This window comes from Rhizobacter sp. OV335, assembly GCF_900142965.1.
GTDB lineage: Bacteria > Pseudomonadota > Gammaproteobacteria > Burkholderiales > Burkholderiaceae_C > Rhizobacter.
In genome coordinates, this window is record NZ_FRCQ01000023.1 from 14,336 (window position 1) to 37,954 (window position 23,619).

Annotated in this window: 29 protein-coding genes; 12 read left to right on the forward strand and 17 right to left on the reverse strand. The window is 66.4% G+C overall.

What is annotated here, in order from left to right; all coding sequences use genetic code 11:
• Positions 1-30 precede the first annotated feature (30 nt).
• Positions 31-699: a Crp/Fnr family transcriptional regulator gene (locus BUE42_RS21620; protein WP_073467368.1), complete on the reverse strand. Its 669-nt coding sequence runs from the start codon at positions 697-699 to the stop codon at positions 31-33.
• A 200-nt stretch (positions 700-899) separates the two neighbouring features.
• On the opposite strand from BUE42_RS21620, the gene trxB reads away from it, so the two are divergent.
• From trxB to rpmG, 3 genes are all read left to right on the forward strand, one after another.
• Positions 900-1,859 carry a thioredoxin-disulfide reductase gene (gene trxB / locus BUE42_RS21625; protein ID WP_073467369.1) on the forward strand — a complete coding sequence of 320 codons (960 nt, stop codon included), beginning with the start codon at positions 900-902 and terminating at the stop codon, positions 1,857-1,859.
• A 172-nt stretch (positions 1,860-2,031) separates the two neighbouring features.
• A complete protein-coding gene (rpmB, locus tag BUE42_RS21630) occupies positions 2,032-2,283 on the forward strand; it encodes a 50S ribosomal protein L28 (protein WP_073467370.1) in 252 nt (83 codons plus the stop codon).
• A gap of 14 nt (positions 2,284-2,297) precedes the next feature.
• Positions 2,298-2,465 carry a 50S ribosomal protein L33 gene (gene rpmG / locus BUE42_RS21635; RefSeq protein WP_073467371.1) on the forward strand — a complete coding sequence of 56 codons (168 nt, stop codon included), beginning with the start codon at positions 2,298-2,300 and terminating at the stop codon, positions 2,463-2,465.
• Positions 2,466-2,616: 151 nt separating this feature from the next.
• Here the strand turns inward: rpmG and BUE42_RS21640 are convergent, their stop codons facing one another.
• Together BUE42_RS21640 and BUE42_RS21645 are read right to left on the reverse strand one after the other, a co-directional pair.
• Complete coding sequence (locus BUE42_RS21640) at positions 2,617-3,846, reverse strand: DesA family fatty acid desaturase (RefSeq protein ID WP_073467372.1); 1,230 nt, start codon at positions 3,844-3,846, stop codon at positions 2,617-2,619.
• Positions 3,847-4,023: 177 nt separating this feature from the next.
• Positions 4,024-5,283, reverse strand: coding sequence for an RsmB/NOP family class I SAM-dependent RNA methyltransferase (locus BUE42_RS21645; protein WP_073467373.1), 1,260 nt, complete (start codon positions 5,281-5,283; stop codon positions 4,024-4,026).
• 23 nt (positions 5,284-5,306) lie between these two features.
• Between BUE42_RS21645 and BUE42_RS21650 the strand changes: the two genes are divergently transcribed.
• Positions 5,307-5,549, forward strand: a complete 243-nt coding sequence (locus tag BUE42_RS21650; protein ID WP_073467374.1) for a DUF1653 domain-containing protein — start codon at positions 5,307-5,309, stop codon at positions 5,547-5,549.
• On the forward strand, positions 5,546-6,205 hold the full coding sequence (locus BUE42_RS21655) for a DUF1345 domain-containing protein (RefSeq protein WP_073467375.1): 660 nt from the start codon (positions 5,546-5,548) through the stop codon (positions 6,203-6,205). Before BUE42_RS21650 ends, BUE42_RS21655 begins: the two co-directional genes overlap by 4 nt.
• A 17-nt stretch (positions 6,206-6,222) precedes the next feature.
• On the opposite strand, the gene purN is transcribed toward BUE42_RS21655, so the two are convergent.
• Entirely contained in the window at positions 6,223-6,846 is a 624-nt protein-coding gene (purN, locus tag BUE42_RS21660) for a phosphoribosylglycinamide formyltransferase (protein WP_073467376.1), read from the reverse strand.
• A 54-nt stretch (positions 6,847-6,900) separates the two neighbouring features.
• Here purN and BUE42_RS21665 point away from each other — a divergent pair, with 54 nt between their 5' ends.
• From BUE42_RS21665 to BUE42_RS21675, 3 genes are read left to right on the forward strand one after another with little or no spacing between them, the layout of a single operon-like run.
• The gene (locus BUE42_RS21665) at positions 6,901-8,202 is read left to right on the forward strand and encodes a tryptophan--tRNA ligase (RefSeq protein WP_073467377.1); all 1,302 of its coding nucleotides are present in this window, start codon (positions 6,901-6,903) and stop codon (positions 8,200-8,202) included.
• Between the two features lie 57 nt (positions 8,203-8,259).
• Entirely contained in the window at positions 8,260-8,691 is a 432-nt protein-coding gene (locus BUE42_RS21670) for a DUF3717 domain-containing protein (protein WP_073467378.1), read from the forward strand.
• The gene (locus tag BUE42_RS21675) at positions 8,688-10,064 is read left to right on the forward strand and encodes an MATE family efflux transporter (RefSeq protein WP_073467379.1); all 1,377 of its coding nucleotides are present in this window, start codon (positions 8,688-8,690) and stop codon (positions 10,062-10,064) included. Before BUE42_RS21670 ends, BUE42_RS21675 begins: the two co-directional genes overlap by 4 nt.
• On the opposite strand, the gene BUE42_RS21680 is transcribed toward BUE42_RS21675, so the two are convergent.
• The 7 genes from BUE42_RS21680 to BUE42_RS21710 form a co-directional block, all read right to left on the reverse strand.
• Positions 10,065-11,381, reverse strand: coding sequence for a sensor histidine kinase (locus BUE42_RS21680; RefSeq protein WP_073467380.1), 1,317 nt, complete (start codon positions 11,379-11,381; stop codon positions 10,065-10,067).
• Positions 11,382-11,414: 33 nt separating this feature from the next.
• Positions 11,415-12,128 (reverse strand): response regulator, encoded by a 714-nt coding sequence (locus BUE42_RS21685; RefSeq protein WP_056810332.1) that lies wholly within the window; start codon positions 12,126-12,128, stop codon positions 11,415-11,417.
• Between the two features lie 110 nt (positions 12,129-12,238).
• On the reverse strand, positions 12,239-12,832 hold the full coding sequence (locus tag BUE42_RS21690) for a Spy/CpxP family protein refolding chaperone (RefSeq protein WP_083614382.1): 594 nt from the start codon (positions 12,830-12,832) through the stop codon (positions 12,239-12,241).
• 239 nt (positions 12,833-13,071) lie between these two features.
• Entirely contained in the window at positions 13,072-13,815 is a 744-nt protein-coding gene (gene msrA, locus BUE42_RS21695; RefSeq protein WP_073467381.1) for a peptide-methionine (S)-S-oxide reductase MsrA, read from the reverse strand.
• Between the two features lie 53 nt (positions 13,816-13,868).
• A complete protein-coding gene (locus BUE42_RS21700; protein ID WP_073467382.1) occupies positions 13,869-14,294 on the reverse strand; it encodes a DUF2784 domain-containing protein in 426 nt (141 codons plus the stop codon).
• A gap of 54 nt (positions 14,295-14,348) precedes the next feature.
• A complete protein-coding gene (locus tag BUE42_RS21705) occupies positions 14,349-15,281 on the reverse strand; it encodes a PEP-CTERM sorting domain-containing protein (RefSeq protein ID WP_073467383.1) in 933 nt (310 codons plus the stop codon).
• A gap of 101 nt (positions 15,282-15,382) precedes the next feature.
• Complete coding sequence (locus BUE42_RS21710) at positions 15,383-16,423, reverse strand: sigma-70 family RNA polymerase sigma factor (protein WP_073467384.1); 1,041 nt, start codon at positions 16,421-16,423, stop codon at positions 15,383-15,385.
• A gap of 164 nt (positions 16,424-16,587) precedes the next feature.
• Here BUE42_RS21710 and BUE42_RS21715 point away from each other — a divergent pair, with 164 nt between their 5' ends.
• The gene (locus tag BUE42_RS21715) at positions 16,588-17,379 is read left to right on the forward strand and encodes an SDR family NAD(P)-dependent oxidoreductase (protein WP_073467385.1); all 792 of its coding nucleotides are present in this window, start codon (positions 16,588-16,590) and stop codon (positions 17,377-17,379) included.
• On the opposite strand, the gene BUE42_RS21720 is transcribed toward BUE42_RS21715, so the two are convergent.
• Entirely contained in the window at positions 17,376-17,648 is a 273-nt protein-coding gene (locus BUE42_RS21720; protein WP_073467386.1) for a hypothetical protein, read from the reverse strand. The two genes, BUE42_RS21715 and BUE42_RS21720, sit on opposite strands and share 4 nt — an antisense overlap.
• Before the next feature lie 76 nt (positions 17,649-17,724).
• On the reverse strand, positions 17,725-18,129 hold the full coding sequence (locus BUE42_RS21725; RefSeq protein WP_073467387.1) for a DUF3224 domain-containing protein: 405 nt from the start codon (positions 18,127-18,129) through the stop codon (positions 17,725-17,727).
• Positions 18,130-18,210: 81 nt separating this feature from the next.
• Here BUE42_RS21725 and BUE42_RS21730 point away from each other — a divergent pair, with 81 nt between their 5' ends.
• Positions 18,211-19,068, forward strand: coding sequence for an AraC family transcriptional regulator (locus BUE42_RS21730; protein WP_073467388.1), 858 nt, complete (start codon positions 18,211-18,213; stop codon positions 19,066-19,068).
• Positions 19,069-19,070: 2 nt separating this feature from the next.
• Complete coding sequence (locus BUE42_RS21735; protein ID WP_073467389.1) at positions 19,071-19,541, forward strand: group II truncated hemoglobin; 471 nt, start codon at positions 19,071-19,073, stop codon at positions 19,539-19,541.
• Between the two features lie 657 nt (positions 19,542-20,198).
• Here the strand turns inward: BUE42_RS21735 and BUE42_RS21740 are convergent.
• From BUE42_RS21740 to BUE42_RS21750, 4 genes are all read right to left on the reverse strand, one after another.
• Positions 20,199-21,110 carry an AbiJ-NTD4 domain-containing protein gene (locus BUE42_RS21740; RefSeq protein WP_143171676.1) on the reverse strand — a complete coding sequence of 304 codons (912 nt, stop codon included), beginning with the start codon at positions 21,108-21,110 and terminating at the stop codon, positions 20,199-20,201.
• Positions 21,111-21,184: 74 nt separating this feature from the next.
• On the reverse strand, positions 21,185-21,871 hold the full coding sequence (locus BUE42_RS32510) for a hypothetical protein (protein WP_143171677.1): 687 nt from the start codon (positions 21,869-21,871) through the stop codon (positions 21,185-21,187).
• A gap of 657 nt (positions 21,872-22,528) precedes the next feature.
• Positions 22,529-22,801, reverse strand: a complete 273-nt coding sequence (locus BUE42_RS21745; RefSeq protein WP_143171678.1) for a phage major capsid protein — start codon at positions 22,799-22,801, stop codon at positions 22,529-22,531.
• 60 nt (positions 22,802-22,861) lie between these two features.
• Positions 22,862-23,281 (reverse strand): hypothetical protein, encoded by a 420-nt coding sequence (locus tag BUE42_RS21750; RefSeq protein WP_073467391.1) that lies wholly within the window; start codon positions 23,279-23,281, stop codon positions 22,862-22,864.
• A 94-nt stretch (positions 23,282-23,375) separates the two neighbouring features.
• On the opposite strand from BUE42_RS21750, the gene BUE42_RS21755 reads away from it, so the two are divergent.
• Positions 23,376-23,609 (forward strand): helix-turn-helix domain-containing protein, encoded by a 234-nt coding sequence (locus BUE42_RS21755; protein WP_369822983.1) that lies wholly within the window; start codon positions 23,376-23,378, stop codon positions 23,607-23,609.
• Positions 23,610-23,619 lie beyond the last annotated feature (10 nt).

Below are 23,619 nucleotides of genomic sequence, written 5' to 3' on the forward strand. Positions count from 1 at the left end.
GCCGATCGCGCCGCAGCGCCCTCAGGCTGGTCAACCACTCGTCAGGCGCTCCTTGATGATCACCGAGCCGTTCTCCTGCGTTTCGACGATGCCGCGGTCTTCGAGGTCCTTCATCACGCGGCTGACCATCTCGCGCGAGGCGCCGACGATCTTCGCCAGGTCCTGGCGCGACACCTTGTTGCGGATGATCTTCACGTCGCCGTCGTCCTCGGACATGTCGAGCAGCGAGCGCGCGACCCGGCCGTAGACGTCGAGCAGCGCGAGCGATTCGATCTGGCGGTCTGCGCTGCGCAGGCGCGACACCAGGCCGCGCATGATCGCGTAAGACAGGCTCGAGTTCTCCGGCAGGCAGCGCGCGAACTCGGCACGGCCGAGGATCAGCATGTCGGTCTGCACCTCGGCGCGGACGGTGGCCGAGTGCGGCTCGTTGTCGATCAGGCTCATCTCGCCGACGTAGTCGCCGGGCTGCAGCACCGCGAGGATGACCTCGCGGCCACGCGAATCCGAGGTGAGCACGCGGGCGCGGCCGGTCAGCAGGATGAAGAGGGCATTCGACTTCTTGCCATGCTCCACGACGATTTCACCGCGACGGAAGCGGCGCTTGACAACGCTGTCCGCGATCGCCGACGCCTGCTCGTTGGTGAGCATCGAGAACAGCGGTACGCGCCGAATGAGGTCAAGATTGGACAACATGGCCATCGAACTTCCTCCTTATGGGGTGGTTGTCGGCAAACGTGAAAAACTCACAGTTCCTACAATTTCGCTATTGTCACCATTACGCAGATTGACACCAGCCGGAGTCAACCCCATGTCAGACTCGACGGCGTTTTTCTCTGTCAATCGCTGCATTTCGCTGCCTTCGCGCCACGCGCGCCCACCAGATTCCGTCGAGCTTCTTCATGAACAGCACCCCCAAGCATGCCCAGGTCCTCATTCTTGGCTCCGGCCCGGCCGGCTACACCGCCGCCATCTACGCGGCCCGCGCCAACCTGAAGCCGATGCTGGTCACCGGCATCGCGCAGGGCGGGCAGCTGATGACGACGACCGAGGTCGACAACTGGCCGGCCGACGTGATGGGCGTGCAAGGACCGGACCTGATGCAGCGCTTCCTGCAGCACGCCGAGCGCTTCAACACCGAGATCGTGTTCGACCACATCAACCAGGTCGACTTCTCGAAGCGCCCGTTCACGCTGAAGGGCGACTCCCACACCTACACCTGTGACGCGCTGATCATCTGCACCGGCGCCTCGGCCAAGTACATCGGCCTGCCGTCGGAAGAGGCCTTCATGGGCCGCGGCGTCAGCGGCTGCGCCACCTGCGACGGCTTCTTCTACCGCGACCAGGACGTCTGCGTGGTCGGCGGCGGCAACACCGCGGTCGAGGAAGCGCTGTACCTGTCGAACATCGCCCGCAAGGTGCACCTGATCCACCGCCGCGACAAGTTCCGCGCCGAGGCCATCCTGATCGACAAGGTGGCCGAGAAGGTCAAGGCCGGCAAGATGGAGCTGCACCTGTGGCAGACGCTCGACGAGGTGCTGGGCGATGCCTCCGGCGTGACCGGCGTGCGCCTGAAGAGCACGCAGGACGGCAGCACCAACGACCTGACGCTGAAGGGCTGCTTCATCGCGATCGGCCACCAGCCCAACACCGACATCTTCAAGGGCCAGGTCGAGATGAAGGACGGCTACATCGTCACGCGCAGCGGCCTGGGCGGCTTCGCGACGATGACCACCGTGCCGGGCGTGTTCGCGGCCGGCGACGTGCAGGACCACGTCTACCGCCAGGCCATCACCAGCGCCGGCACCGGCTGCATGGCAGCGCTCGATGCGCAACGTTTCCTGGAACAGACTGCGGCCTGAACTGGCACACGGCCGAAGAAGCTGGCTATAATCGCGGTCTTTGCCGAAAGCGGCAGAGCGCATTTCAATGCGCGCCAACGCTTTCGAAGGGGCATCCAACAAGCAACGACGGCCGACAGGCCCGGTGCATGCTCTGGATGCCACTCCTGAAACGATTCAAGTGGAGAGCGTCATGGCACGCGTATGTGAAGTCACGGGCAAGGGCCCGATGGTGGGAAACAACGTTTCCCACGCCAACAACCGAACCAAGCGCCGCTTTCTGCCGAACCTGCAGTACCGCCGCTTCTGGGTCGAGAGCGAGAACCGCTGGGTTCGTCTGCGCGTTTCAGCCGCCGGCCTGCGCCTGATTGACAAGCACGGCATCGAGAAGGTGCTGGCTGACAAGAAGGTCGCGGACAAGCAACAAGCCGTCGACAAACACTGATTTAGGAGCTGATCATGGCAAAAGGTGGACGCGAAAAGATCAAGCTGGAATCGTCAGCCGGCACCGGTCACTTCTACACGACCGACAAGAACAAGAAGACGACGCCCGAGAAGCTCGAGATCATGAAGTTCGATCCGAAGGCTCGCAAGCACGTGATGTACAAGGAAACGAAGCTGAAGTAATTCAGCTCCGCTTCACCAGAAACCCGCTCGGCGCATAGCCCAGCGGGTTTTTTGTTGCCTGGGTGGCCGATGGTTCCCGGATTTGGCATCCGGGAACCGCCCACAAAAAAGCCCGCTCGAAGCGGGCTTTCTGGCGAGAGGCGAGAGAGCCTCAGGCGTGTTGTGCAGCGCGCAGCTTGACCGCGAACTCCTGCAGCGCGGCGATCCCGCTCTCTTCAGCCTTCTTGCACCAGGCCTGCAGATCGACCACCAGCTGCTCGGCCGACACATTGGTGCGGGTCCAGAGCTGGCGCAGTTCTTCGCGCATCGTCACCAGCTTCGACAGCGCCGGGCTGTCGGCGCAGACGCTCGCCACCTGGGCCTTCACGTGCGCCGGGATCTTGTCTTCGTCGCGGTGCAGCCAGCGGCGCGCCAGCCGCATGTTGGCCAGCTTGGCGCTGCCGGCGGCAACGCCTTCAGCCTTCAGGCGCTTGACCTCGCTGCGGCATGCATCGCGCAGGCCGCCGGCGTACTTGGCCATCACTTCATAGCGGTTGGCGATGATCGCCTCGAGCGTCTTCGAATCGGCCACCGGCTTCACGTCGCCCAGGCGCAGCATCGGCGGCGTCTTGCGAACCTTGGCCAGGCCCAGCATTTCCAGCCCGCGGATGTAGGCCCAGCCGATGTCGAACTCGTACTTCTTGACCGACAGCTTGGCCGAGGTCGGGTAGGTGTGGTGGTTGTTGTGCAACTCCTCGCCGCCGATGATGATGCCCCACGGCGAGACGTTGGTGCTCGCGTCGACCGCCTCGAAATTGCGATACCCCCACCAGTGGCCGAGGCCATTGATGATGCCGGCGGCGGTGATCGGGATCCACGCCATCTGGATCGCCCAGATCGTCGCGCCGATCGCACCGAACAGCGTCAGGTCGATGATCAGCATCACGCCGACGCCCTGCCAGCTGTAGCGGGTGTAGAGGTTGCGCTCGATCCAGTCGTCCGGCGTGTTGTGGCCGTACTTGGAGAGCGTCTCCTGGTTCTTGGCTTCGGCGCGGTAGAGCTCGCTGCCGGTCAGCAGCACGGTCTTGATGCCGTGCGCGACCGGGCTGTGCGGGTCTTCCTGGGTTTCACATTTGGCGTGGTGCTTGCGGTGGATCGCGACCCACTCCTTGGTCACCATGCCGGTCGTCAGCCACAGCCACAGCCGGAAGAAATGCGACGGTGCCGCATGCAGGTCGAGCGAGCGGTGTGCTTGCGAGCGGTGAAGAAAGATCGTGACCGATGCAATCGTGATGTGGGTCAGAACCAGCGCGATGATGACAATTTGCCACCACGTGGTTTCGACCAGGCCGTTCGCCAGCCAGTTCACCAGAGCATCCCAGATCGACATCAATAGAGTCATCAAATCGCCTTTTGCACCGTCACACAAGAAACGGGTCCCGCATTGTAGGGGACCCTCTTTATGAACAACCCGCTGAAAGAGCGGGGTTTGCACCATTCAGTTCCGCAGATCGCGCTGTGCTGATCGAAATCAAGTGCACCATGTTGGCACTTACTCACAACCTTGCGCTCACGCGTATCAGCGGCGTTCCCAGACGGCGGCGAAGAATCCGTCGGTCGCGTGCCGGTTCGGCCAGAGACGGACGAAACCGTTGGTGACCAGTTCGGCCGGCGTGCCGGCATGGGCTTTCTCCAGCACGGCCGCGGCGTCCAGCGGCGTGAACTCCCGGGCGTGCGATTCGGTGAAGGCCTGGGCGATGCCCTCGTTTTCGTCCGCCAGCAGGCTGCAGGTCGCGTAGACGAGCCGGCCGCCGGGCTTCAGCAGCCGGGCCGCGCTGTCGAGGATGGCGGTCTGCTTGACCCGCAGCTCCTCGACCGATTCCGGCGACTGGCGCCATTTCAGGTCGGGATTGCGGCGCAGCGTGCCCAGGCCGGAACATGGCGCGTCGACCAGCACGCGGTCGATCTTGCCGGCCAGCCGCTTGATGCGGTCGTCGCGCTCGTGCGCGATCTGCACCGGGTAGACGTTCGACAGCCCGCTGCGCGCCAGCCGCGGCTTCAGCGCCGCCAGCCGGTGGCCCGAGGTGTCGAAGGCATAGAGCCGCCCGGTGTTGCGCATCGACGCACCCAGCGCCAGCGTCTTGCCGCCCGCGCCGGCGCAGAAGTCCACCACCATCTCGCCGCGCTTCGCATCGGTGATCAGCGCCAGCAGCTGGCTGCCCTCGTCCTGCACCTCCACGTCGCCCGCGGTGAAGACGTCGAGCTTGTTCACCGCCGGCTTGCCCTGGATCCGCAGGCCCCAGGGCGAGAACGGCGTCGGCTGCGCGTCGATGCCCTTGGCCGCCAGCGCGGCCTGCACGTCTTCGCGCTTGGCCTTGAAGGTGTTGACGCGCAGATCCAGCGGCGCGGCCTCGTTCAGGCTGTTGACCAGCGGCCAGAACTCCTCGCCGAGCGCGGCTTGCAGGCGCTCAGCCAGCCAGTCGGGCAGGTTGTGGCGCAGCTTGTCGGGCAGCGCCGCGGTGTCGACCGCCTGCACCTTTGGCAGCCAGTGCTGCTCGAAATCGTTCATCGCGGCGCGCAGGAAGCCGTCGTTGCCCTGCCAGCCGAGCAGCGCCAAGCGGCGCTCCATCTCGCCCTTGCCCGACTGGGCCAGGTGCTGGAACAGCAGCCGCTTGCGCAGCACGGTGTAGGTGGTCTCGGCCAGCGTGTGGCGCTCGCGGGCACCGAGTTCGCGGTGCTCCTTGAAGAAGGCCGACACGACGCTGTCGGCGGGGGTGTCGAATCGAAGCACGCGGTGCAACAGTTCAGTGGCGTGTTCGAGCAGGGCGTTGGGATGCATATCCCCCGATTATCCTTGCCGCCATGACCGAACCCGATCTGCCGCCCCTGCCCACCCTCCCGCTGGGTCTCTACCGGCACTACAAGGGCGGCGAGTACGAAGTGATCGGCGTCGCGCGGCACAGCGAATCGCTTGAGGCGATGGTGGTCTACCGCCCGCTATACAACGACACCGGCTGGTGGGTGCGGCCGTTCGAGATGTTCGTCGGCACGGTCGAGATCGACGGCGTCGTGCGCCGGCGCTTCGAGCCGGTGCCTTCGCGGTGAGAACGCTGATCGAGCAGTTGCGCGCCCGGCCGCACCTGGTGGTGTCGGTCGGCGTGGGCGCGCTGGTCGCGGCGCTGGCCCCGCTGCCCAGCCATTCACCACCCGACCTGCTGCTCGGCTGGAACGTCGCGATGTGGCTGTACCTCGCGCAGGCGTTCTGGGTGATGTCGCGGGCCGACCACCACCACTTGCGCCGCGCCGCAGTCGCGCAGGCCGAGGGGCACGGCGCGGTGCTGGTCACCGTCATCGCGGCGGCCGTCGCAAGCTTCGCGGCCATCGGCGTCGAGCTATCGAGTGCCAAGAGCGCCACGCCGCTGCAGGCCCTGCCGCACATCGCGTTCGCGCTCGTCACGGTGATCGGCGCCTGGCTGCTGCTGCCCACGCTGTTCGCGCTGAGCTATGCGAGCGCCTATTTCGCCAACGACACCGCGCCGGGGGAATGCGGACTGGTGTTCCCCGGCGACCCGAAGGCGCCGCGCCACTACTGGGACTTCCTGTATTTCTCGTTCACGATCGCGGTCGCCTCGCAGACGTCCGATGTCGTGGTCACGCGCAGCGCGATGCGCCGCACGGTGCTGATTCAATCGCTGCTGTCGTTCGCGTTCAACACCGCGATCCTCGCGCTGGCGATCAACATCGCGGCCAGCCTGATCTGACGCGTTGTCGTCGGCCGCTACAGCAGCTGCGACTCACCCGCCGTGTGCGTGACGACATCGCCGTCCACCCGCAGCTGATCCTGCACCAGCCAGCGCACCGCGCGCGGGTACATCACATGCTCGCGCGCCAGCACGCGCGCCGACAGGCTCGCCTCGGTGTCGCCCGGCAGCACCGGCACGGCGGCCTGCGCAATGATCGGCCCGTGGTCGAGCGCCGGCGTCACGAAATGCACCGTCGCGCCGGCCAGCTTGCAGCCCGACTCGATGGCGCGGCGGTGCGTGTGCAGGCCCGGAAACGCCGGCAGCAGCGACGGGTGCACGTTGATCATCTTGCCGGCGAAGCGCTGCACGAAGCCGTCGCCCAGGATGCGCATGAAGCCGGCCAGCACCAGCACGTCGGGCGCGAAGCCCTCGATCACCGATGCCAGCTCGGCATCGAACGATTCACGCTCCTCGAAGCGCTTGTGGTCCACCGCCACCGCGGCAATGCCACGCTCGCGTGCGAACGCGAGCCCCGCCGCATCGGGCCGGTTGCTGATCACCGCCGCGACCTGAGCCGGCCAGCCTTCGGCGGCACAGGCCTGCACGATGGCTTCCATGTTGGAGCCCCGGCCGGAGATCAGGATCACGATGCGTTTCATCGGCCGGCAGTGTAGCGGCGAGGGTGGCGACCCCCACCTACAATGCGCCCCACCATGACGCAACGCGTGCTCACCGGCATCACCACGACCGGCACCCCCCACCTCGGCAACTACGTCGGCGCGATCCGGCCCGCCATCGCGGCCAGCCGCGAACCCGGCGTCGAGAGCTTCTTCTTCCTCGCCGACTACCACGCGCTGATCAAGTGCGACGAGCCCGACCGCATCGAGCGCTCGCGCCTGGAGATCGCCGCCACCTGGCTGGCCGCCGGGCTCGACCCCGAGCGCGTCACCTTCTACCGCCAGAGCGACATCCCCGAGACGCCCGAGCTCACCTGGCTACTCACCTGCGTGACGGCCAAGGGCCAGATGAACCGCGCCCACGCCTACAAGGCCGCGACCGACGCCAACGAGGCACAGGGCAGGGACGCCGACGACGGCATCACGATGGGCCTGTTCAGCTACCCGATCCTGATGGCGGCCGACATCCTGCTGTTCAACGCCCACCGCGTGCCGGTCGGGCGCGACCAGGTGCAGCACATCGAAATGGCACGCGATGTCGCGCAGCGCTTCAACCACCTGTTCGGCAAGGAGCGCGAGTTGTTCGTGCTGCCGCAGGCGCAGATCGACGAAGCCGTCGCGATGCTGCCCGGGCTCGACGGCCGCAAGATGTCGAAGAGCTACGACAACGCGATCCCGCTGTTCGAAGGCGGCCCGAAGGCGCTGAAGGAGGCGATCGCGTTGATCGTCACCGACTCGAAGCTGCCCGGCGAGCCGAAGGATCCCGACAACTCGCACCTGGTGACCATCCACGATGCGTTCGCCACCGCCGAGCAGCGCGCGGCCTTCCGCGCCGAGCTGCGCGACGGCCTGGGCTGGGGCGATGCCAAGCAGCGGCTGGTCGAGCGGATCGAGGCCCACGTGGGCCCGATGCGCGCGCACTACGCCGACCTGATGGCGCACCCGGAGCGCATCGAAGAGGCCCTGCTGGTCGGCGCCCGCAAGGCGCGCGCGGTCGCGACGCCGTTCCTGCAGGCGCTGCGCGGCGCGGTGGGGCTGCGGTCGATGAAGGCCGTGGCACGCACAGGCACCGCGCCGGTCGCGGCCGAAGCGCCGAAGCTGCCCGTCTTCAAGCAGTACCGCGAAGCCGACGGCCTGTTCTATTTCAAGCTCACCGCATCCGACAACCTGGTGCTGCTGCAAAGCCGCAGCTTCACCGAAGGCCGCGAGGCCGGCGGCTGGGTCAAGCGGCTGAAGACCGAGGGCGCGGCCGCGCTGGCCGATGCGCCGGTCGAGCTGGGCGCCGAGCGCAGCGTGGTCGAGCAGGCGCTCGCAGCGCTGGTCGCAGCGCAGGAATAACCCGCGCTGCGGGGGTCTTCGCCGCGCGCTATGCTCTGCCCCCCGCAGGGTTCCCGCATGGCCGCCATCCACATCACCGACATCGAATCCGCCATCAACTGGTGGCGTGATCGCAGCCCGTCGCCAGACGGCATCACCGCGTGTCCGCAGGTGCTGGCGCTGGCCGAGGTGTATGCGCTGCTCGTCTACTACCACGAGAGCGACTGCGACGAGGCCTCGATGCCAGGCAACGCCCGCGAGGCCTGGCTGCAGTGGTACGCGACCACGCCCGATGCGCCCTGCATCGCGATCTGCTCGACCAGCCAGGGCGACGACATCTGCAAGGGCTGCGGCCGCACCTTCGACGAAGTGCAGCTGTGGACCGAGATGTCGCCGGCCGAGAAGCGCGTCACCTGGCGGCGCATCACGATGGAAGGCACGGCCTGGCGTTTCAACCGCTACGCCGAACGCGCGCAATCCACCTCTTCCGGCGAAAGCCCGGCCGCGTGACGGCCGGTCTCGTCGACAGCGCGCGCCGCATCGCGCGCCTGGCCTGGCCGGTGTTCATCGGCCAGCTCGCGGTGCTCGCCTTCAGCACCGCCGACACCGTGATGGTGGCGCGGCACACCGCGCTCGACCTGGCCGCGCTCGCGATCGGCGGCGCCACCTACATCACGATCTTCGTCGGGCTGATGGGCGTCGTGCTCGCGATCGGGCCGATCGCCGGCCAGCTGTTCGGCGCACGCGACCTGCCGGGTGCCGGGCGGGAGTTCCAGCAGTCGGTGTGGCTGGCGCTGCTGCTGTCGGTGCCCGGTTGCGCGCTGCTGCTGATGCCGCAGCCCTTTCTCGCGCTCGCACAGGCCTCGCCCGAGGTGGCCGAGCGCGTGCGCGGCTACCTGGGCGCGCTGGCGTTCGCGCTGCCGCCGGCGCTGGTGTTCACCGCGTTCCGCGGCTTCAACACCGCGGTGTCGCGCCCGACGACCGTGATGCTGCTGCAACTGGGCGCGCTGGCGCTGAAGCTGCCGCTGAACGCCGTGCTGATCTTCGGCGCCACGCTCGGCCCGCTGCAGGTGCCCGCGCTCGGCGCCGCGGGCTGCGGCGTCGCGACCGCGCTCGTGATGTGGCTGCAGCTCGCGCTCGCGTGGCAGGTGCTGCGGCGCGACAGCTTCTATACATCGTTCGGCCTGCGCGGCCACCCGTTCCCGAAGCCCGACCGCGCCAGCATCGTCGCGCTGCTGCGCCTGGGCGTGCCGATGGGCGGCTCGATCCTGATCGAGGTGACCGGCTTCACGTTCATGGCGTTCTTCATCTCGCGCATCGGCAGCACCGCGGTGGCCGGGCACCAGCTCGCGGCCAACCTGGTCTCGCTGATGTTCATGCTGCCGCTGGCGCTGGCCAACGCGAGCGGCACGCTGGTGGCGCAGCGCATCGGCGCGCACGACGCGGCCGATGCGCGGCGCATCGGCTGGCACAGCCTGCTGATCGGCGTGGCGCTGTCGTCGGTGCTGGGCGCGGCGGTGTACCTGTCGCGCGAGGCCGTGCTGGGCGCCTACACCCGCAACGCGACCATCATCGCCGCCGCGATGCCGCTGCTGGCCTGGGTCGCGGTGTTCCACATCGCCGATTCGGTGCAGACGATCGCGTCGTTCGTGCTGCGCGCCTACCGGATGGCGACGGTGCCGATGCTGATCTACGCGTTCGCGATCTGGGGCATCGGGCTCGGCGGCGGCTATGCAGTGGCGTTCGACACGACCGGCCGCATGCCGGCGGCACTGCATGGCGCGGTGGGGTTCTGGTCGGCGTGCACCGCGGGCCTGGTGTCGGCCGCGGCGGGTCTCGGCGGATTCCTGATCTGGCTGTGGCGCCAGAAGAATGTCGCCTGATCAGGCCAGCGGCAGGCTCAGTTCGAAACAGCTGCCGCCGCCGTCGCGCGACTCGCAACGCACGCTGCCGCCGTGCCGTTCGGCGATCTGCTTGACGAGGCTCAGCCCCAGCCCGACGCCGCCCGCCTGCTCGGCATGGCCGGGCAGCCGGTAGAACGGCTCGAAGATCCGCTCGCGCAGGGTTTCGGGCACGCCCGGCCCGCGATCGCAGACCTGCACCAGCGCGCGGCCGGCGCCGTTGCGCACCTCGATCGTGATGTCGCCGCCGCCGTAACGGCGCGCATTCTCGAGCAGGTTGCGCAGCGCGCGGCGGATCAGCCGCTCATCGCCGTGCACGGTGGCCGTGCTGCCGTCGGCATCGGCGCCGACGCGCGAGCCTTCTTCGGCGGCCAGCGCCAGCAGCTCGACCGGCTCGTGGTGGTCGACACGCTGCAGCGCATCGAGGCGGCTCGCCAGCAGCACCTCTTCGACCAGCGCGTCGAGCTCGCCGACATTGGTATCGATCTCGCGGCGCAGGCGCTGGCGCTGCTCGGGCGTCGCGTCTTCCATCATCGACACCGCCATGCGCAGCCGCGCGAGCGGCGAGCGCAGTTCGTGGCTCGCGTTGGCGAGCAGCGATTGGTGCGAACGCACCAGCGCCTCGACACGCTCGGCCGCCAGGTTGAAGCTGGCCGCCACCGCCGCCACCTCGTCACGCCCCGACACCTCGACGCGGTGATGCAACTCGCCGGCGCCGAACTGCTCGACGCCGCGCTTCAGCGCCTGCAGGCGCCGCGTGAGGCGGTGTACCACCGGCCACGCGCCGGCGGCCACCGCGACGAACAGCAGCACCAGCACGACGATCGTGCCGACGCCGCGCTGCCAGCTCGGCGGCACGAACGGCAGGTTGGGCGGCATCGGACCGAACTCGCCGCGACCGTCGGGCGGCGGGCGCCGCAGGCCGGGGCGCAGCACCCACAGTGTGCGGCCGTCTTCGAGGTGGATCTGGAAGCTGCGGGTCTGGCCTTCGCCCTGGCGCAGCACGAAGGAGTCGGAGGCCGAGATGCGGTCACCGCTCGGATCGTCGAGCGCGAGCGGCAAGCGCAGCCGCTGCGACCATTCGCGCAGCGCCTGGGCCTGGTCTTCGTGCGGCGACTCGGCGCCCGGCAGCGAGCGCTGGATCAGGTCGCCCCAGGCGGCCATGCGCTCGGACAGCACGTTGTCGGCGCGGATGCGCTCGTCTTCCATGTGGCGCTGGAACAGCCAGGCCGAACCGGACGCGAACAACAGCAGCACCGCCACGACGGTGAGGTAGATCCGAAGGGTCAGCGTGCGCATCGCGCTGTCAACGCCCGGAGATCGTCGGGATCATCAGTCGGCGCCCTCCGCGTCCTGCTTCTTCGCGAACACGTAGCCGGCACCGCGCACCGTCAGCACGCGGCGCGGGTTCTTCGGATCGTCTTCGATCACCGCGCGGATGCGCGAGATGTGCACGTCGATCGAGCGGTCGAAGGCCTCGAGCGGGTGGCCCTTCAGCAGGTCCATGATCTGGTCGCGCGACAGCACGCGGCCCGAGCTTTGCGCGAGCACGACCAGCAGGTCGAACTGGTGGCTGGTGAGGTCGCAGGCCACGCCACCCAGGCGGGCGACACGCTCGCCGAGATCGATCTCGAGGCGGCCGAAGCGCAGCACCTCGTCGGGCGAGGTCGGCGGGGTCGCACGGCGCAGCAGCGCCTTCACGCGCGCCAGCAACTCGCGCGGCTCGAAGGGTTTGGGCAGGTAGTCGTCGGCGCCGAGCTCGAGGCCGACGATGCGGTCCATCGGCTCGCCGCGGGCGGTCAGCATCAGCAGCGGCAACTGGCGGGTGCGCGGGTTGGCGCGCAGCTCGCGGCACAGGTCGAGCCCGTCGCCGTCGGGCAGCATCAGGTCGAGCACCAGCGCGTCGTAGCCGGCACCGGCCAGGCGCTCGCGGCCGGCGGCCAGCGAACCGGCGGTTTCCACCTCGAAGCCGGAGCCGCGCAGGTAGTCGCCCACCATCGCGGACAGGCGGGCATCGTCATCGATCAACAGCACGCGGGATGTCATGGGTCGGTCAGCCTCCAAGGCCGAAGGGCCCGCGGCACCGGGCCGCGGGCCACTGGAAGTGGCAGGTCGCAATGAGATCACAACTTGCGGCCCGTCATGGGCCCGGCGAATTACTTCGGGGCCTGGGCGGGCTTGTCGCGCTGCGAACGCTGCATGCGGTCGCGCATCTGGTCTTCGCGCATCTTCATGCGCTGGGCCAGCTTGGCGCGCTGCTCGGGCGTCAGCACCTTGGCGACGTCGATCAGGCCCTGCGTGATGCGACGGCTGGCCTGGTCATGCTGGGCCTCGGTCTGCTGGCGCAGCGATTCGACGGCAGCGGTGTCGATGGTGGGCGCGGCCAGCAGCTGGATGCCCTTGTCGTGCAGGCCCTTGGCGGATTCGTGCTGGGTCTTCAGGTCGGTGGCCGCGGCCTGCACGATCTGCTTGATCTGGGTGCGCTGTGCGTCGCTGGCGCCGACGCCGTCGAGCATGCGATCGACCATGCGGTTGATCTGCTCGGGCCGGCCCATGAACATGCCGGGGCCGCCCATGCCGGCGTGGTGCATGCGGGGGCCGTGGCCGAAGCCGGGGCCTGGGGACGGGTCCTGGGCCCAGGCCGAGAGGGCCAGCGTGCCGGCCACCGCCAGCAGCATGCCGCCCAGCAGGCGCTTGAGGCCGCGCGGCTTTTCTTGCGGCAGCGCGTCGAAAGTGCTCACGTCGCTCATCGTCTTTCTCCAACAGGACCCTTGGGGGGCGGGTCGATGGAATGAATGGTCGCGGGCGGGGGTGAAGCGGGATTGGCTGGGGGGTAAAGATCTGTGAATGGTTTGCGTGCTGACTGGGGAGATCAGCGCGAGGCTGTTTTTTTATACAGTATGATCCGCACAGCAGTTGCCACTGCCAACTTGATCTCGCCAGCGGTCCCCACGGGCCGCTGGCTTTTTTTTGCCCTGGTGGATCGGGCTCAGCCGGCGGCCGACTTGCCCGCCACCAGCACCGGCTCGGCGCGCCAGGCCTGCGGGAACAGGCGCTTCAGGTCGTCGAGCTTGGGCAGGTCGTTGAACACGATGTATGGCTGCCGCGGGTTACGGGCGAGGTAATCCTGGTGGTAGGCCTCGGCCGGGAAAAAGCGGCGGCCGGTCTCGATGCGGGTCGCGATCGGCGACTTGAACGCGTGGGCCTTGTCGAGCTGCTCGACGTAGGCGCGCGCGGTGCGGGCCTGGTCGTCGTTGGCCGGGAAGATCGCCGAGCGGTACTGCGTGCCGGAATCCGGCCCCTGGCGGTTGAGCTGCGTCGGGTCGTGCGCCACCGAAAAATAGATCTGCAGCAGCTGGGCATAGCTGACCTGCTTCGGGTCGTAGGTGACCTGCACCGCCTCGGCATGGCCGCTGGAGCCGCTGCCGACGGATTCGTAGACGGCCGTCGACGCCTCACCGCCCGCGTAGCCGGAGACGGCGTTGGTGACGCCCTTGGTGTGCTGGAAGACGGCCTGAACGCCCCAGAAGCAGCCGCCGGCGAGGACGGCGGTTTCGGTGGCAGCCGTCGCGGCTGCCGCGGTCGTGGTGGGGGCGAACGGCGGCACGAGCCGGGCCTCGCCGCCGCCCATGCCACCGGCCATGGCGGAAAGGGTCATCACCGCGCCGGTGCCGACCAGCAAGGCGGCAGCAGCGAGCAAGCGGCGGCGGGGTGAGCGGGTGGGGGTGATCATCGAAGCGCTCCTGAGGGTCGTGTCGGTCTGGGTCGTGTCGAGCCAAGCGGACCTTACACGCGGGTTGCGCCGGGTTCGCGTCGACCGACAGGCTTCGGCGGGAATCGCCACCAGACAGCGACAACGGCGAGCCCGAACGCAGAGTACGCCACGGTGAACACCCATGGCGACGCATCCCAGAACAGCACGGACTGCAGCCAGTGCTCGATGAAGCCGCCTGAATAGGTCGAGACCTTGGCTTGGGCGCGCAACCACATCTCGAGCGTGGTCAGCGGGCATTCGATGCCGAGCCAGGCTTCGGCGACGACGATGCCGATCGTCGCGAGGTGCAGCAGCCGGAACCAGAGGGAGTTCACCACGCGCCAGCCGCGCAGATTGCCGGCGACGATCAGCACCAGCCCGCCGACCACGAACAGCACGATGGCGATGTGCAGGATCAGGACGGCGTTGGCGAGCAGTTGGTAGGGCAGATCGGGCATCGTTCCCAGTTTGCCCTCAAGCCGCCAGACCGCTCAAGTGCCGAGCCGCATTCATCACGAAGAGCGGATGAGCAGGTCTGCCTCGCTGCCCGACCTTCGCCGCAGACCGATCAGCCCCACCCCCAGCAGCATTGCCATCCAGACCGACGGCTCCGGAACATCGGCGATCGGCAGGCTGCTGATGCTGCTGTCGATGTCGAAGCTGCCGAACAGGACCTCGCTCGATCGGTTGAAGACCGTCATCGACAGATGCCCGAAGGAATCGACGCTGTACGCGACGTCATCCGCCGTGAACTGCCCGCCCTGCCCACGCGTGCCGTTGCGCGGGTCGTCATAGTGGATGGTGCCGAGCAGATAGAAGTCGAACATGTTGTGGTTGTCGCCCGGCGTGTCGTCGGTCTCTCGCCCCTCGAAACGCAGCGATGCAACGCCCAGTTCATTGCCCGCCATCACCGGAGTCAGGTGGCTCTCGTAGCGGGCTTCGAGCGGGCCTCCGCTGTAGTTGTAGCTCAGGGTCCCGGCGAGCGTGACCGACGAATGGGGATTGAGGGCGAAGGAGCGCCCCCAGTTCAGGTTGGCGAGGCCCATGTCGCTGAGTGACAGGACCTGCCACGACATGCCGATACTGCCTTCGTGGAAGTGCGAGCCCGCGGACATCTCCACGTCTGGCGCCCATGCAAGCTGGCCCTGGGCGTCACCGAACGGGGCGCCGGCCAGGCCCGTGGCGCCGGGGTCCGTCGATTGGTAGGACGCGACGAGCGTGGGCGCCGCATCTTTCCAGTCGCGGATCAGGGTCATCCTGCTGGAATAGCGGTTGTCGGTGATCCAATAGCCAGCGGCACCCGAGGCGTCGGCTGCGGCGGCATCGCTTGCGAGCGACGGAAGACCATCGAGCGTGAATTCGACCGAGCCTGTGGCCGCGTGCCCGTGGGCGGCCATCGCGGCCAGCGTTGCGAGAGTGGCGAGCCAGCGCTTCATGTCGTTCATCGTCGCTCCCTTCGGACCTCCGTGGCCCGTCAGCTATTCAAGCGCAACAGCCTGCGCCGTGCAATGAAAGGGCCCTGCCGCGTTGCGGTCTCGCGGCACCGTCACGCGGGCAATGCTGCGCACGGCGTGATTGCCTGCGGACCCGGCAGCGACGCCGGCAACCCGAACCACGGCAACAAGCTGCCGTCGAACCGGCTCATCGCGCTGATGCGCTCACCGTCGAGCGTGAGCACCACCAATCCCACCCCGGGGAACGGACCATCAGGTGTGCGCAGGTAGGCACCAAAAGCCGGCTGGCCATTCGCGCGCGTGGACATGAGCGCAAACCGGCGGTTCGCGCGAAAGACCAGCAGGAAGAAGCGCGCGACGATCTCGCGGCCGCGGTATTCGAGCGGCATCGGCGGCATCGACATGAAGACGTCGTCGGTGAGCAGTGCGACCAGCGCGTCGAGGTCGCCGGCGCCATACGCATCGGCGAATTTCGCGACGATGGCCGCCTCGGCGCGTGACACCTCGCCCACCGGCCCCGCGCGTCCCGCACCCGGCGCCCATCGCCGCTGCAAACTGGCACGCGCCCGCTTCAGCGCGCTGTTTGCCGATTCCACCGTCGACTCCAGCATGCTCGCCACCTCGTTCGCGTGGAAGCCGAGCACGTCGCGCAGGATCAGCACCGCGAGCTGGCGCGGCGGCAACACCTGCAGCGCCGCGACGAAGGCCAGCGAGATCGACTGCGCCTGCTCGTAGCGCGCCTCGGGGCCGACCGGCACCGCGATGGCCGCATCGAGCATCGCATCGGGATAGGGCTCGAGCCACGCCACCTCGCCCAGCTGCGTCGGCTCCGGCGGCTCGACGCCCGGCACGTTCCACTCGATCGCGGGCCGACGGCTGGCCGAGCGCAGCGCGTTGAGGCAGCGGTTCGTCGCGATGCGGTAGAGCCAGGTGCGCATCGACGCGCGCTCCTCGAACCCCGCCAGGCCTTGCCAGGCATTGAGCAGCGTGTCTTGCAACGCGTCTTCGGCGTCTTGCAGCGAGCCGAGCATGCGGTAGCAGTGCACCAGCAGCTCGCGCCGGTGCGGCTCGGTCAATGCGCGGAACGCGTCGGCATCGCCGGCCCGCGCACGAGAGATCAGGTCGGCTGTCATCGGATCGCACCTCCTTTGGGCTATGGACACCGCGAAGGGCGCGAACTGGGCGCTCGGCGTGCGCCCGGTTTGCCGACGCGCCGGTGTCTATCTCGACGACGGCGCCGATGCGCAAGGGCCGTCGCACTTTCATCCATCCATCGAAACACCGAAAGGAACCGACCATGATTCTGCAAGACAAGGTGGCCGTGATCTATGGCGCCGCAGGGGCGATCGGCGGCGCGGTTGCACGGGCCTTCGCGACCGAAGGCGCGAGCGTCGTGCTCACCGGGCGGGCGAAGGCGCCGCTGGAGGCAGCGGCCCGCGACATCGTCGCCGCGGGTGGCGGCGCCGAGGTGGCCGAGGTCGATGCGCTCGACGAGCAGGCGGTGCAGGCGCACCTGCAATCGCTGGTCGAGCGACGGGGCCGCGTCGACATCTCGTTCAACGCGATCGGCGTCTCCGACAAGAAGATCTTCGGCGTGCCGCTGATCGAGCTGGACGCCGAGCGCTTCTCGCTGCCGATCGCCGCCTACACGCGCTCGTATTTCATCACCGCGCGCCTGGCGGCACGGCACATGATCCGCAACAAGTCGGGGGTGATCATGACCGTCACCGCGCTGCCCGCGCGCAGCGGCACGCGCTTGAACGGAGGCTACGGCTCGGCCACCGCCGCCAAGGAGGCGCTCACGCGCGACCTTTCGGCCGAACTGGCGCCGCACGGCATCCGCGTCGTCAACCTGCGGCCGCATGGGCTGCCGGAGACGAAGACGATGCGCGAGCTCTTCGACATCAAGGGTCCGCTGATGGGCCTGAACTGGGAGCAGTTCAACGGCTACCTCGCCGGCACCACGCACCCGCGGCGCGTGATGGCGCTTCGGGAGGTGGCGGACATGGCGGCGCTGATGGCGTCAGACCGCGCCAGCGGCATGACGGGCACCACCGTGAACCTGACGATGGGCAGCCTGGATGACTAGGCAGCTGTGCGACGGCCACCGGTGCTGCGCCAGCGCCTGGCATACGGCAGCGCGAACATGTAGAGGCCGCTGAACAGCAGCAGGAAGAGCGGGAGCAGCGGCGAGTAGGTCACCCACGCGGGGGGCTCGCCGCGCGCTCGCACGATGAAGTTGGCGATGACGGTCAGCGTGAAGGCGATCGACAGCCAGCGGTGGGACTGGCGGATCCAGTGACTCCACCTGGAAGCGAGTTCTGCATGGCGACTCGCGAGCTCGATACCTTGGCACATGGGATCTCCTTGGGTTGGGATCTGCCTTTGTATCGTTCACCGTTAGCCGGCGCTTCTCCGAAACTGCGGAAGTGGCTCAATCCGGCAGGCCCCAGTCGAACCGATACGAGTGCGCACCGCCCTCTCCGATGACGACCTCCATGCGCCCCGAGAGCCCGGCCAGCGCGCCGGTGCCCGAGCCCGGCACGACGGTGATGGACTGCTGCGGCACGCCGGCCGCCATCGTCGAGCTGTGCTGCAGCACGAAGCTGCCCTCGCGGCCGGCGAGCGTGCCACGCACCAGTTCCAACGCGACGTAGCCGCCCGAGGTCTTGGCGGCGTCGCGCCACGAGAGCATTTCTCCCTGGCTCGTGGCCTCGAGTTCGCCGTGGAAGCGCTTGTCGAGCGACATGCGCCCGAGGCCCGCAGGCGCGGCCACGTCGCTGAGCGGCTGCGGCGCGAGCGACACCTCGAAGGGGCCGGTGGAGTGGTGTGAACTCATGGTGATCTCCTGTCGATGGGTGCGAAGACGCGGTGGCGGGACATGGCATCATCGTCCGGACTTGGCGATGCCCGCATTGGAATGCCCACTCCCGCGCTGCCGATTGGAAAAACGCGACGACCGGTCACGCAGCAGGCGCGCGGCGTGCTGCACCGTGTGGCTGAGGGCGCCTTCACGCACGAGCGGTTTGCGCCGACGCCTGGGCTCGCAGACACCGTCGAGCACTTCTGGCGCGTTCGCTGGCGCCTTGCTGGCCAACCACCGCAGGTGCAGGAGACGTTGCCGCATCCGAACGTGCACATCGTCGTCGAGCCCGGCCGCATGGCCGCTCACGGCGTTCACACCGGCCGCTGGACGACCTTGCTGGAGGGCGACTCGCAGGCCTTCGGCATCAAGTTCCGGCCCGGCGCTTTCCGCGGCATCCTGCAACGGCCGGTGTCCGAACTGGCCGACCGCCACATGCCGCTGGTCGAGCTGTTCGGCAACGCTGCGCAGGGGCTGGCCGACGTGCTCGGGCATGAAGACATGGGCGATGCCGTGGAGGCCGCCGAGCGCTTCCTCGCGCCACGCGTCCCCACGCCCGACCCGCAGGCGCTGCTGGCGGCGCACATCGTCGACTCGATCGTCAACGACCGCGAGCTCATCGCTGCCGCCGAACTGGCCGAACGCCACGGCTTGACGCTGCGCGCGCTGCAACGGCTGTTCGCCGAGTACGTGGGAGTCGGCCCCAAATGGGTGATCCAGCGCTACCGGCTGCACGAGGCCGTCGCTCGAGTGCTGGCCGGCGAGCCGGTCTCGTGGGCAGCGCTGGCACAGGATCTCGGCTACTTCGACCAAGCGCATTTCATCGCGGACTTTCGCAGGCTCGTCGGGCGCACGCCGGCTGACTACGCGACGGCGGTCAAGGTCCAATGCACACCCACTCGACAGGAATCCTGAAGATGACGACATCGACTCCCACGCTGTACCAGTGGCTCGGCGGCATCGATGCGCTGAACCGGCTGACCACGCGCTTCTATGAGCGCGTCGCACAGGACGAGTTGCTCGCGCCGGTGTTTGCGCACATGGGCGCGGAGCACCCTGCACACGTGGCCGCCTTCCTCGCGGAGGTGCTGGGCGGCCCGGCGACCTATTCGGCGGCACACGGCGGGCACCCGCACATGATTCGCCAGCACCTGAACCGGCACCTGACGCAGGACAAGCGCCGGCGCTGGGTGGAGTTGCTGCTGTCGACCGCCGACGAACTCGGCATGCCCGATGATCCCGAGTTCCGCTCGGCACTCGTGGGCTACCTGGAGTGGGGATCGCGCCTTGCAGTCATCAACTCGCAACCGGGGGCGAGCGTCGATCCTGATGCGCCGATGCCGATGTGGGGCTGGGGCGAGGTCAAGGGGCCGTATGCGGGTGGATGAGCGGCACACGTCGACCCGTCAGCGCGAGCGCAAGAACCGCAGTGACTTCCTTCGTTCACATTGATCTGCCGATCTTCATCGGAAGCGACGTGGCCTGCGGCTACTTCGGATGTGACGTCGAGGTCGAACGCTTGCCGCAGAAGGACGAGTCATTTCCCTGGCCGAAGCCCTGGCTCATTGCATTCCGAGAGCTGTTCGAAAGGCAATCGACCCAGGTCTGGGGCAAAGCTGCCTGGGACTGGCCGCCTTCGGAGATCCACTTCACGTTGTACGGGCTGGTGTGCGCTGATTGGGACGAGGCGCGTGCGCTTGTCCAGCACATCGAGCGTGTCTCGGGCTCCCTGTTCAACGGGCATGATCGATGGTGGAGCGCCGAGTGCGGGATCTCTGAGCGAGAACAAGTGCCGCGGCTCGACAAGCCGATCGAAGGAGACGACGCAGCCATCTTCGAGGTGTCGGTGAACGGGCGGGCCGTCGGCATTGAGTCGGTCGAGCACTTGGGATGTTGGCTCCATGAGCTTGATGTGCAGAAGGAATTCGAACTCTGGACTACCGCAGCCGCTTCCCGACGCTTCAAAGCTACCCGGCCCTCATGGCTCTCGAGGCAGTCGAGCGATTCCCCTTGGCCGCCGCCGCGTAGCCCCCATCCGTTCCCCACTACGCAGAGAGTTGTGCTTTCAAGTACTGGACAAACGACGTACACGACAGGAGGAAGAACTTTGCGTCCGCCGGCGTCAGTTCTGGCACCTCCAGCATGGCGTGGCGAATGCCCTGCTCATCGCTGGTGTAGGCATACAACTTCATGAAGCCATCTTTCAAGGCCGTGTGCAGACGACCACTTCGTTCCAGAGCCTTGAGCGCGTCCGGCAGCGTCGCCTTTGGATTTTCTGCAACGATGCGCGCAATGCTCTCGATGGCAGAAACCGATTCTTTGATCGAATTTCTGTAATCGGGATTCTCGCGATCAGCCAATAACTCCAAAGCGCGTTGCAAGTGCGCAGTGACGCCCGAGAACCGGCCATCGGAGAGCGCACCCTCTAGCAGCTGAACCTCTTGCTCGTTCGTCACATCGACAACAAATCCAGAAATTATTCGATAACCCGCCAACTCGCGATCGAGCACCTCATTGAGGTGCTTCTCCAGTCGTGGGAAAGAACGCGGGAACGTTTGAACAACATATTCGATGAAGTCATATATCTGGTTCCACGTAGAGGCGAAGAATTTTTTCCGGATCTGCGCCAAGATTTCTGAGCTTGTCTCAGGGCGCGTGTCCATCGGCTTCTTGTAGAAGTCGAACCACAACCCCCGGGAAAAGGCATTAATTCCAGGCACGCCATGATTCGCCCACATGAAGCGTTCACTCCCCCATACATTCAAGTCAAAGACATTCCAAATGGAATTGCGAAGTTCCTCATTCATGCTTGAAACCTGAAACGTCTCAGATGGCGAGACAATCCCTTTGCGTTCGCTAAATGACTTCATAAAAATCCATCGGTAGGTGAACGTAACGATATTTTGCAGCATATGCCAGCGCGTGGAAATGGTGACATCACCTTGGTCCACGATCATCGGTCGCCAAAGCGTTGCACCAAATACATCCCCCCTAGGGCAGCCCGGGAACTAGAGAGCGATCGGGGTTCGAATTACCCTTGATCTGAGGTATCGCGGGAGGACCCGCTAGAGGAGGGGCTCGCTCCACCATCACGAGGAATCTCTCCAACAACTGCACGCATACGTACACTCGGCTTTATCGTGGTAGCCGCGTCAGCTGCGTACGATAGACCCGCCACGACAACGCAAATATGAAAATGAATGAGGGATCGCGGCCCTAAGACTTTCACCAACTGCTCGGGACCACCACTTAGCTTATATTTTTCACGAACAGGAGCGAAATCTTTTGATTTCAGCATGACATTCCACATTCCGGCACTTATGTCGAGGTTTAGGCCAAAGAGATGGTCAATCCTATCCTTTATGTTTGGAGTACTAAAGGTAATCGGGTTGCGAAGGTGGGCGAATTCATTCCGAAGCTTCCGAAATGCATCGAGTTTCAACTTCGTCTCATCGCTGACCAAGCCGAGGCGCCATGCCAAAAGCGTCTTGGCCGAAAACGTTCCCACTGGAGCGCTTACTCCGAAAAGTTCGTCGCCCTTATCTGTTTTCGTCGACGGCAAGCAGCGTGCCTTGAGCAGCCGGGTCAATTCCTCCTCCATCCAAGCGACACCCAGCACGACACTTCCACGATCACTCTCTATTGCTAGTTGCTTCGCAACGTCCGCAACTAGGTTCAGATCGATCCCGGCTGGATCTGCCTTTTGCAGTTTGCCCATAGCTCGCCTTCCTCGTTGAAGTCGACTGTACGCTCGCGAACAGCTCAAGCCTCGAATGACGGTCGACAAGTGACGCCGGGCGGCTGGCGTTCTTGCCTACATCAGTTTTCACTGAGGGCACTGAGGACAGACGTCCAAATCTGGCGCTAGCCCGCATGAATGCAAGGTTTGCGTGTCCTCAGTGCAACTGAGGACAACAGACTTTCGACTGAGGACAGCTGGAAGCGCAGTTCGTTGACTTTCACTGGGGACTCTTGCTCCGTCAACGGTCGGTGTTCTGTGCCATCCACGGCGCGAAAGGAGCTGCGCCCCCGCCCTGCTGCGACCGGTCGCGGATGTGCATCTATTCAAGCGCGTAAGTCTCACGCTGTTGTTGCGCGGTGAGTCCGAGGGGCGCAGGTACCTCGATTTCTCGGATGGCTGAAAGAGTCCACACCAATGAACAAGGAGCCGATTCTCCCGAAGTCGGCTCCTTGCGTTGATAGTTGCGCACCTCACAGCATGCGTGGCGTCCCTGGTGCGCGCTTCTGAGGGCTGCTTCCGGGCAACGTCTCAGAGGGTGTCAGCCATGGTCTCTGGAGCTTGCGGCCCTCGCCCCCGAGGACCGCACAGGCGCTGGGCTATGGCCAACTTCTCGCCCGCCGCCTGTGTGCCTGCTTACTTGCCCGAGTTCTTGTACAGCCCGCGGTAGTCGGTCACGCCGACGCCGAAATCGAGGCGGCACTTGTGCCCGATGGCGTCACGCTCGAATTCGCTGTTCTCTTCGAGGTACGGACGCGGCTCGCCGGCCAGGTAGGCGCGCACGATGGTGTCGTGCTGGTTCGGGTCCGCTGCGAGATACCAGGCCGTCTCGGACACCTCGTCCAGGCGCGGATCGGAGACGAGCACCAGGCGACGAATCCATTCCGGGTTGCCGGTGTTGTTGGCCATCGCCGCGTTGACCAACTAAAACGCGGCTGTGGATCGAAGCGTCTCAAAACGCACACGCCCTCAAGCAAACTTCGATCTCTTCCGCTTGCCTGAGCGTCGTGGTTCAAGACGCTGCTGCTCGTAGCGAACCTGCACCCAGTCACCCAGCCGGGTTGCCTCATCGCTCAAGAGCAGCAAAGAGGTGATCCCTAGACGCCGCAGCGCCCCTTGTCGAACCGAATCAAGCAGCGGCGGCGCGTCGTCCTCGCGGCTGTAGCCATCCCGTTCCAGCACGCACATCACTGCGCGCACGCCGTCGGTCACGTCGATGACCTTCTCGATCAGCTGATTCAACGGTCGAGCTTCGATCTGCAGGTGATCGGTCTTCGGGTCGGTCCAGCGGAAGGGCTGGAACAGGGGCGCATTCTGCTCATCGTCCTCGGTAGCAGGGCCGTCGTCAGGATCGAGAAGACGGCGGGACTTCGATCTGTTGCCAGGCATCTGCACTTCCCTTTCGTCAGAGGACCCTCTGCGCAAGCGCCAGAGTCACAAATCCCGAAATGGGATATTCTAAATCGGGATTTAACGTCTGCGCGTGATTCGTGCCGCGCCTTCCTCCTCCGCCTACGAAAGCCTTCGCCGCTTGCTCACACAAGCGCGCCTGGACGCCGAGTTGACTCAGGCAGAGGTCGCAACCCGCCTCAAGCGCCCGCAGTCCTTCGTGTCGAAGTACGAGAGCGGAGAACGGCAGCTGGACGTGATCGAGTTCCTGGCGATCTGCAAGGCGATCGGCGTCGAGCCCACGCCGATCATCGAATCGTTGGCATAGCCCGAAACGG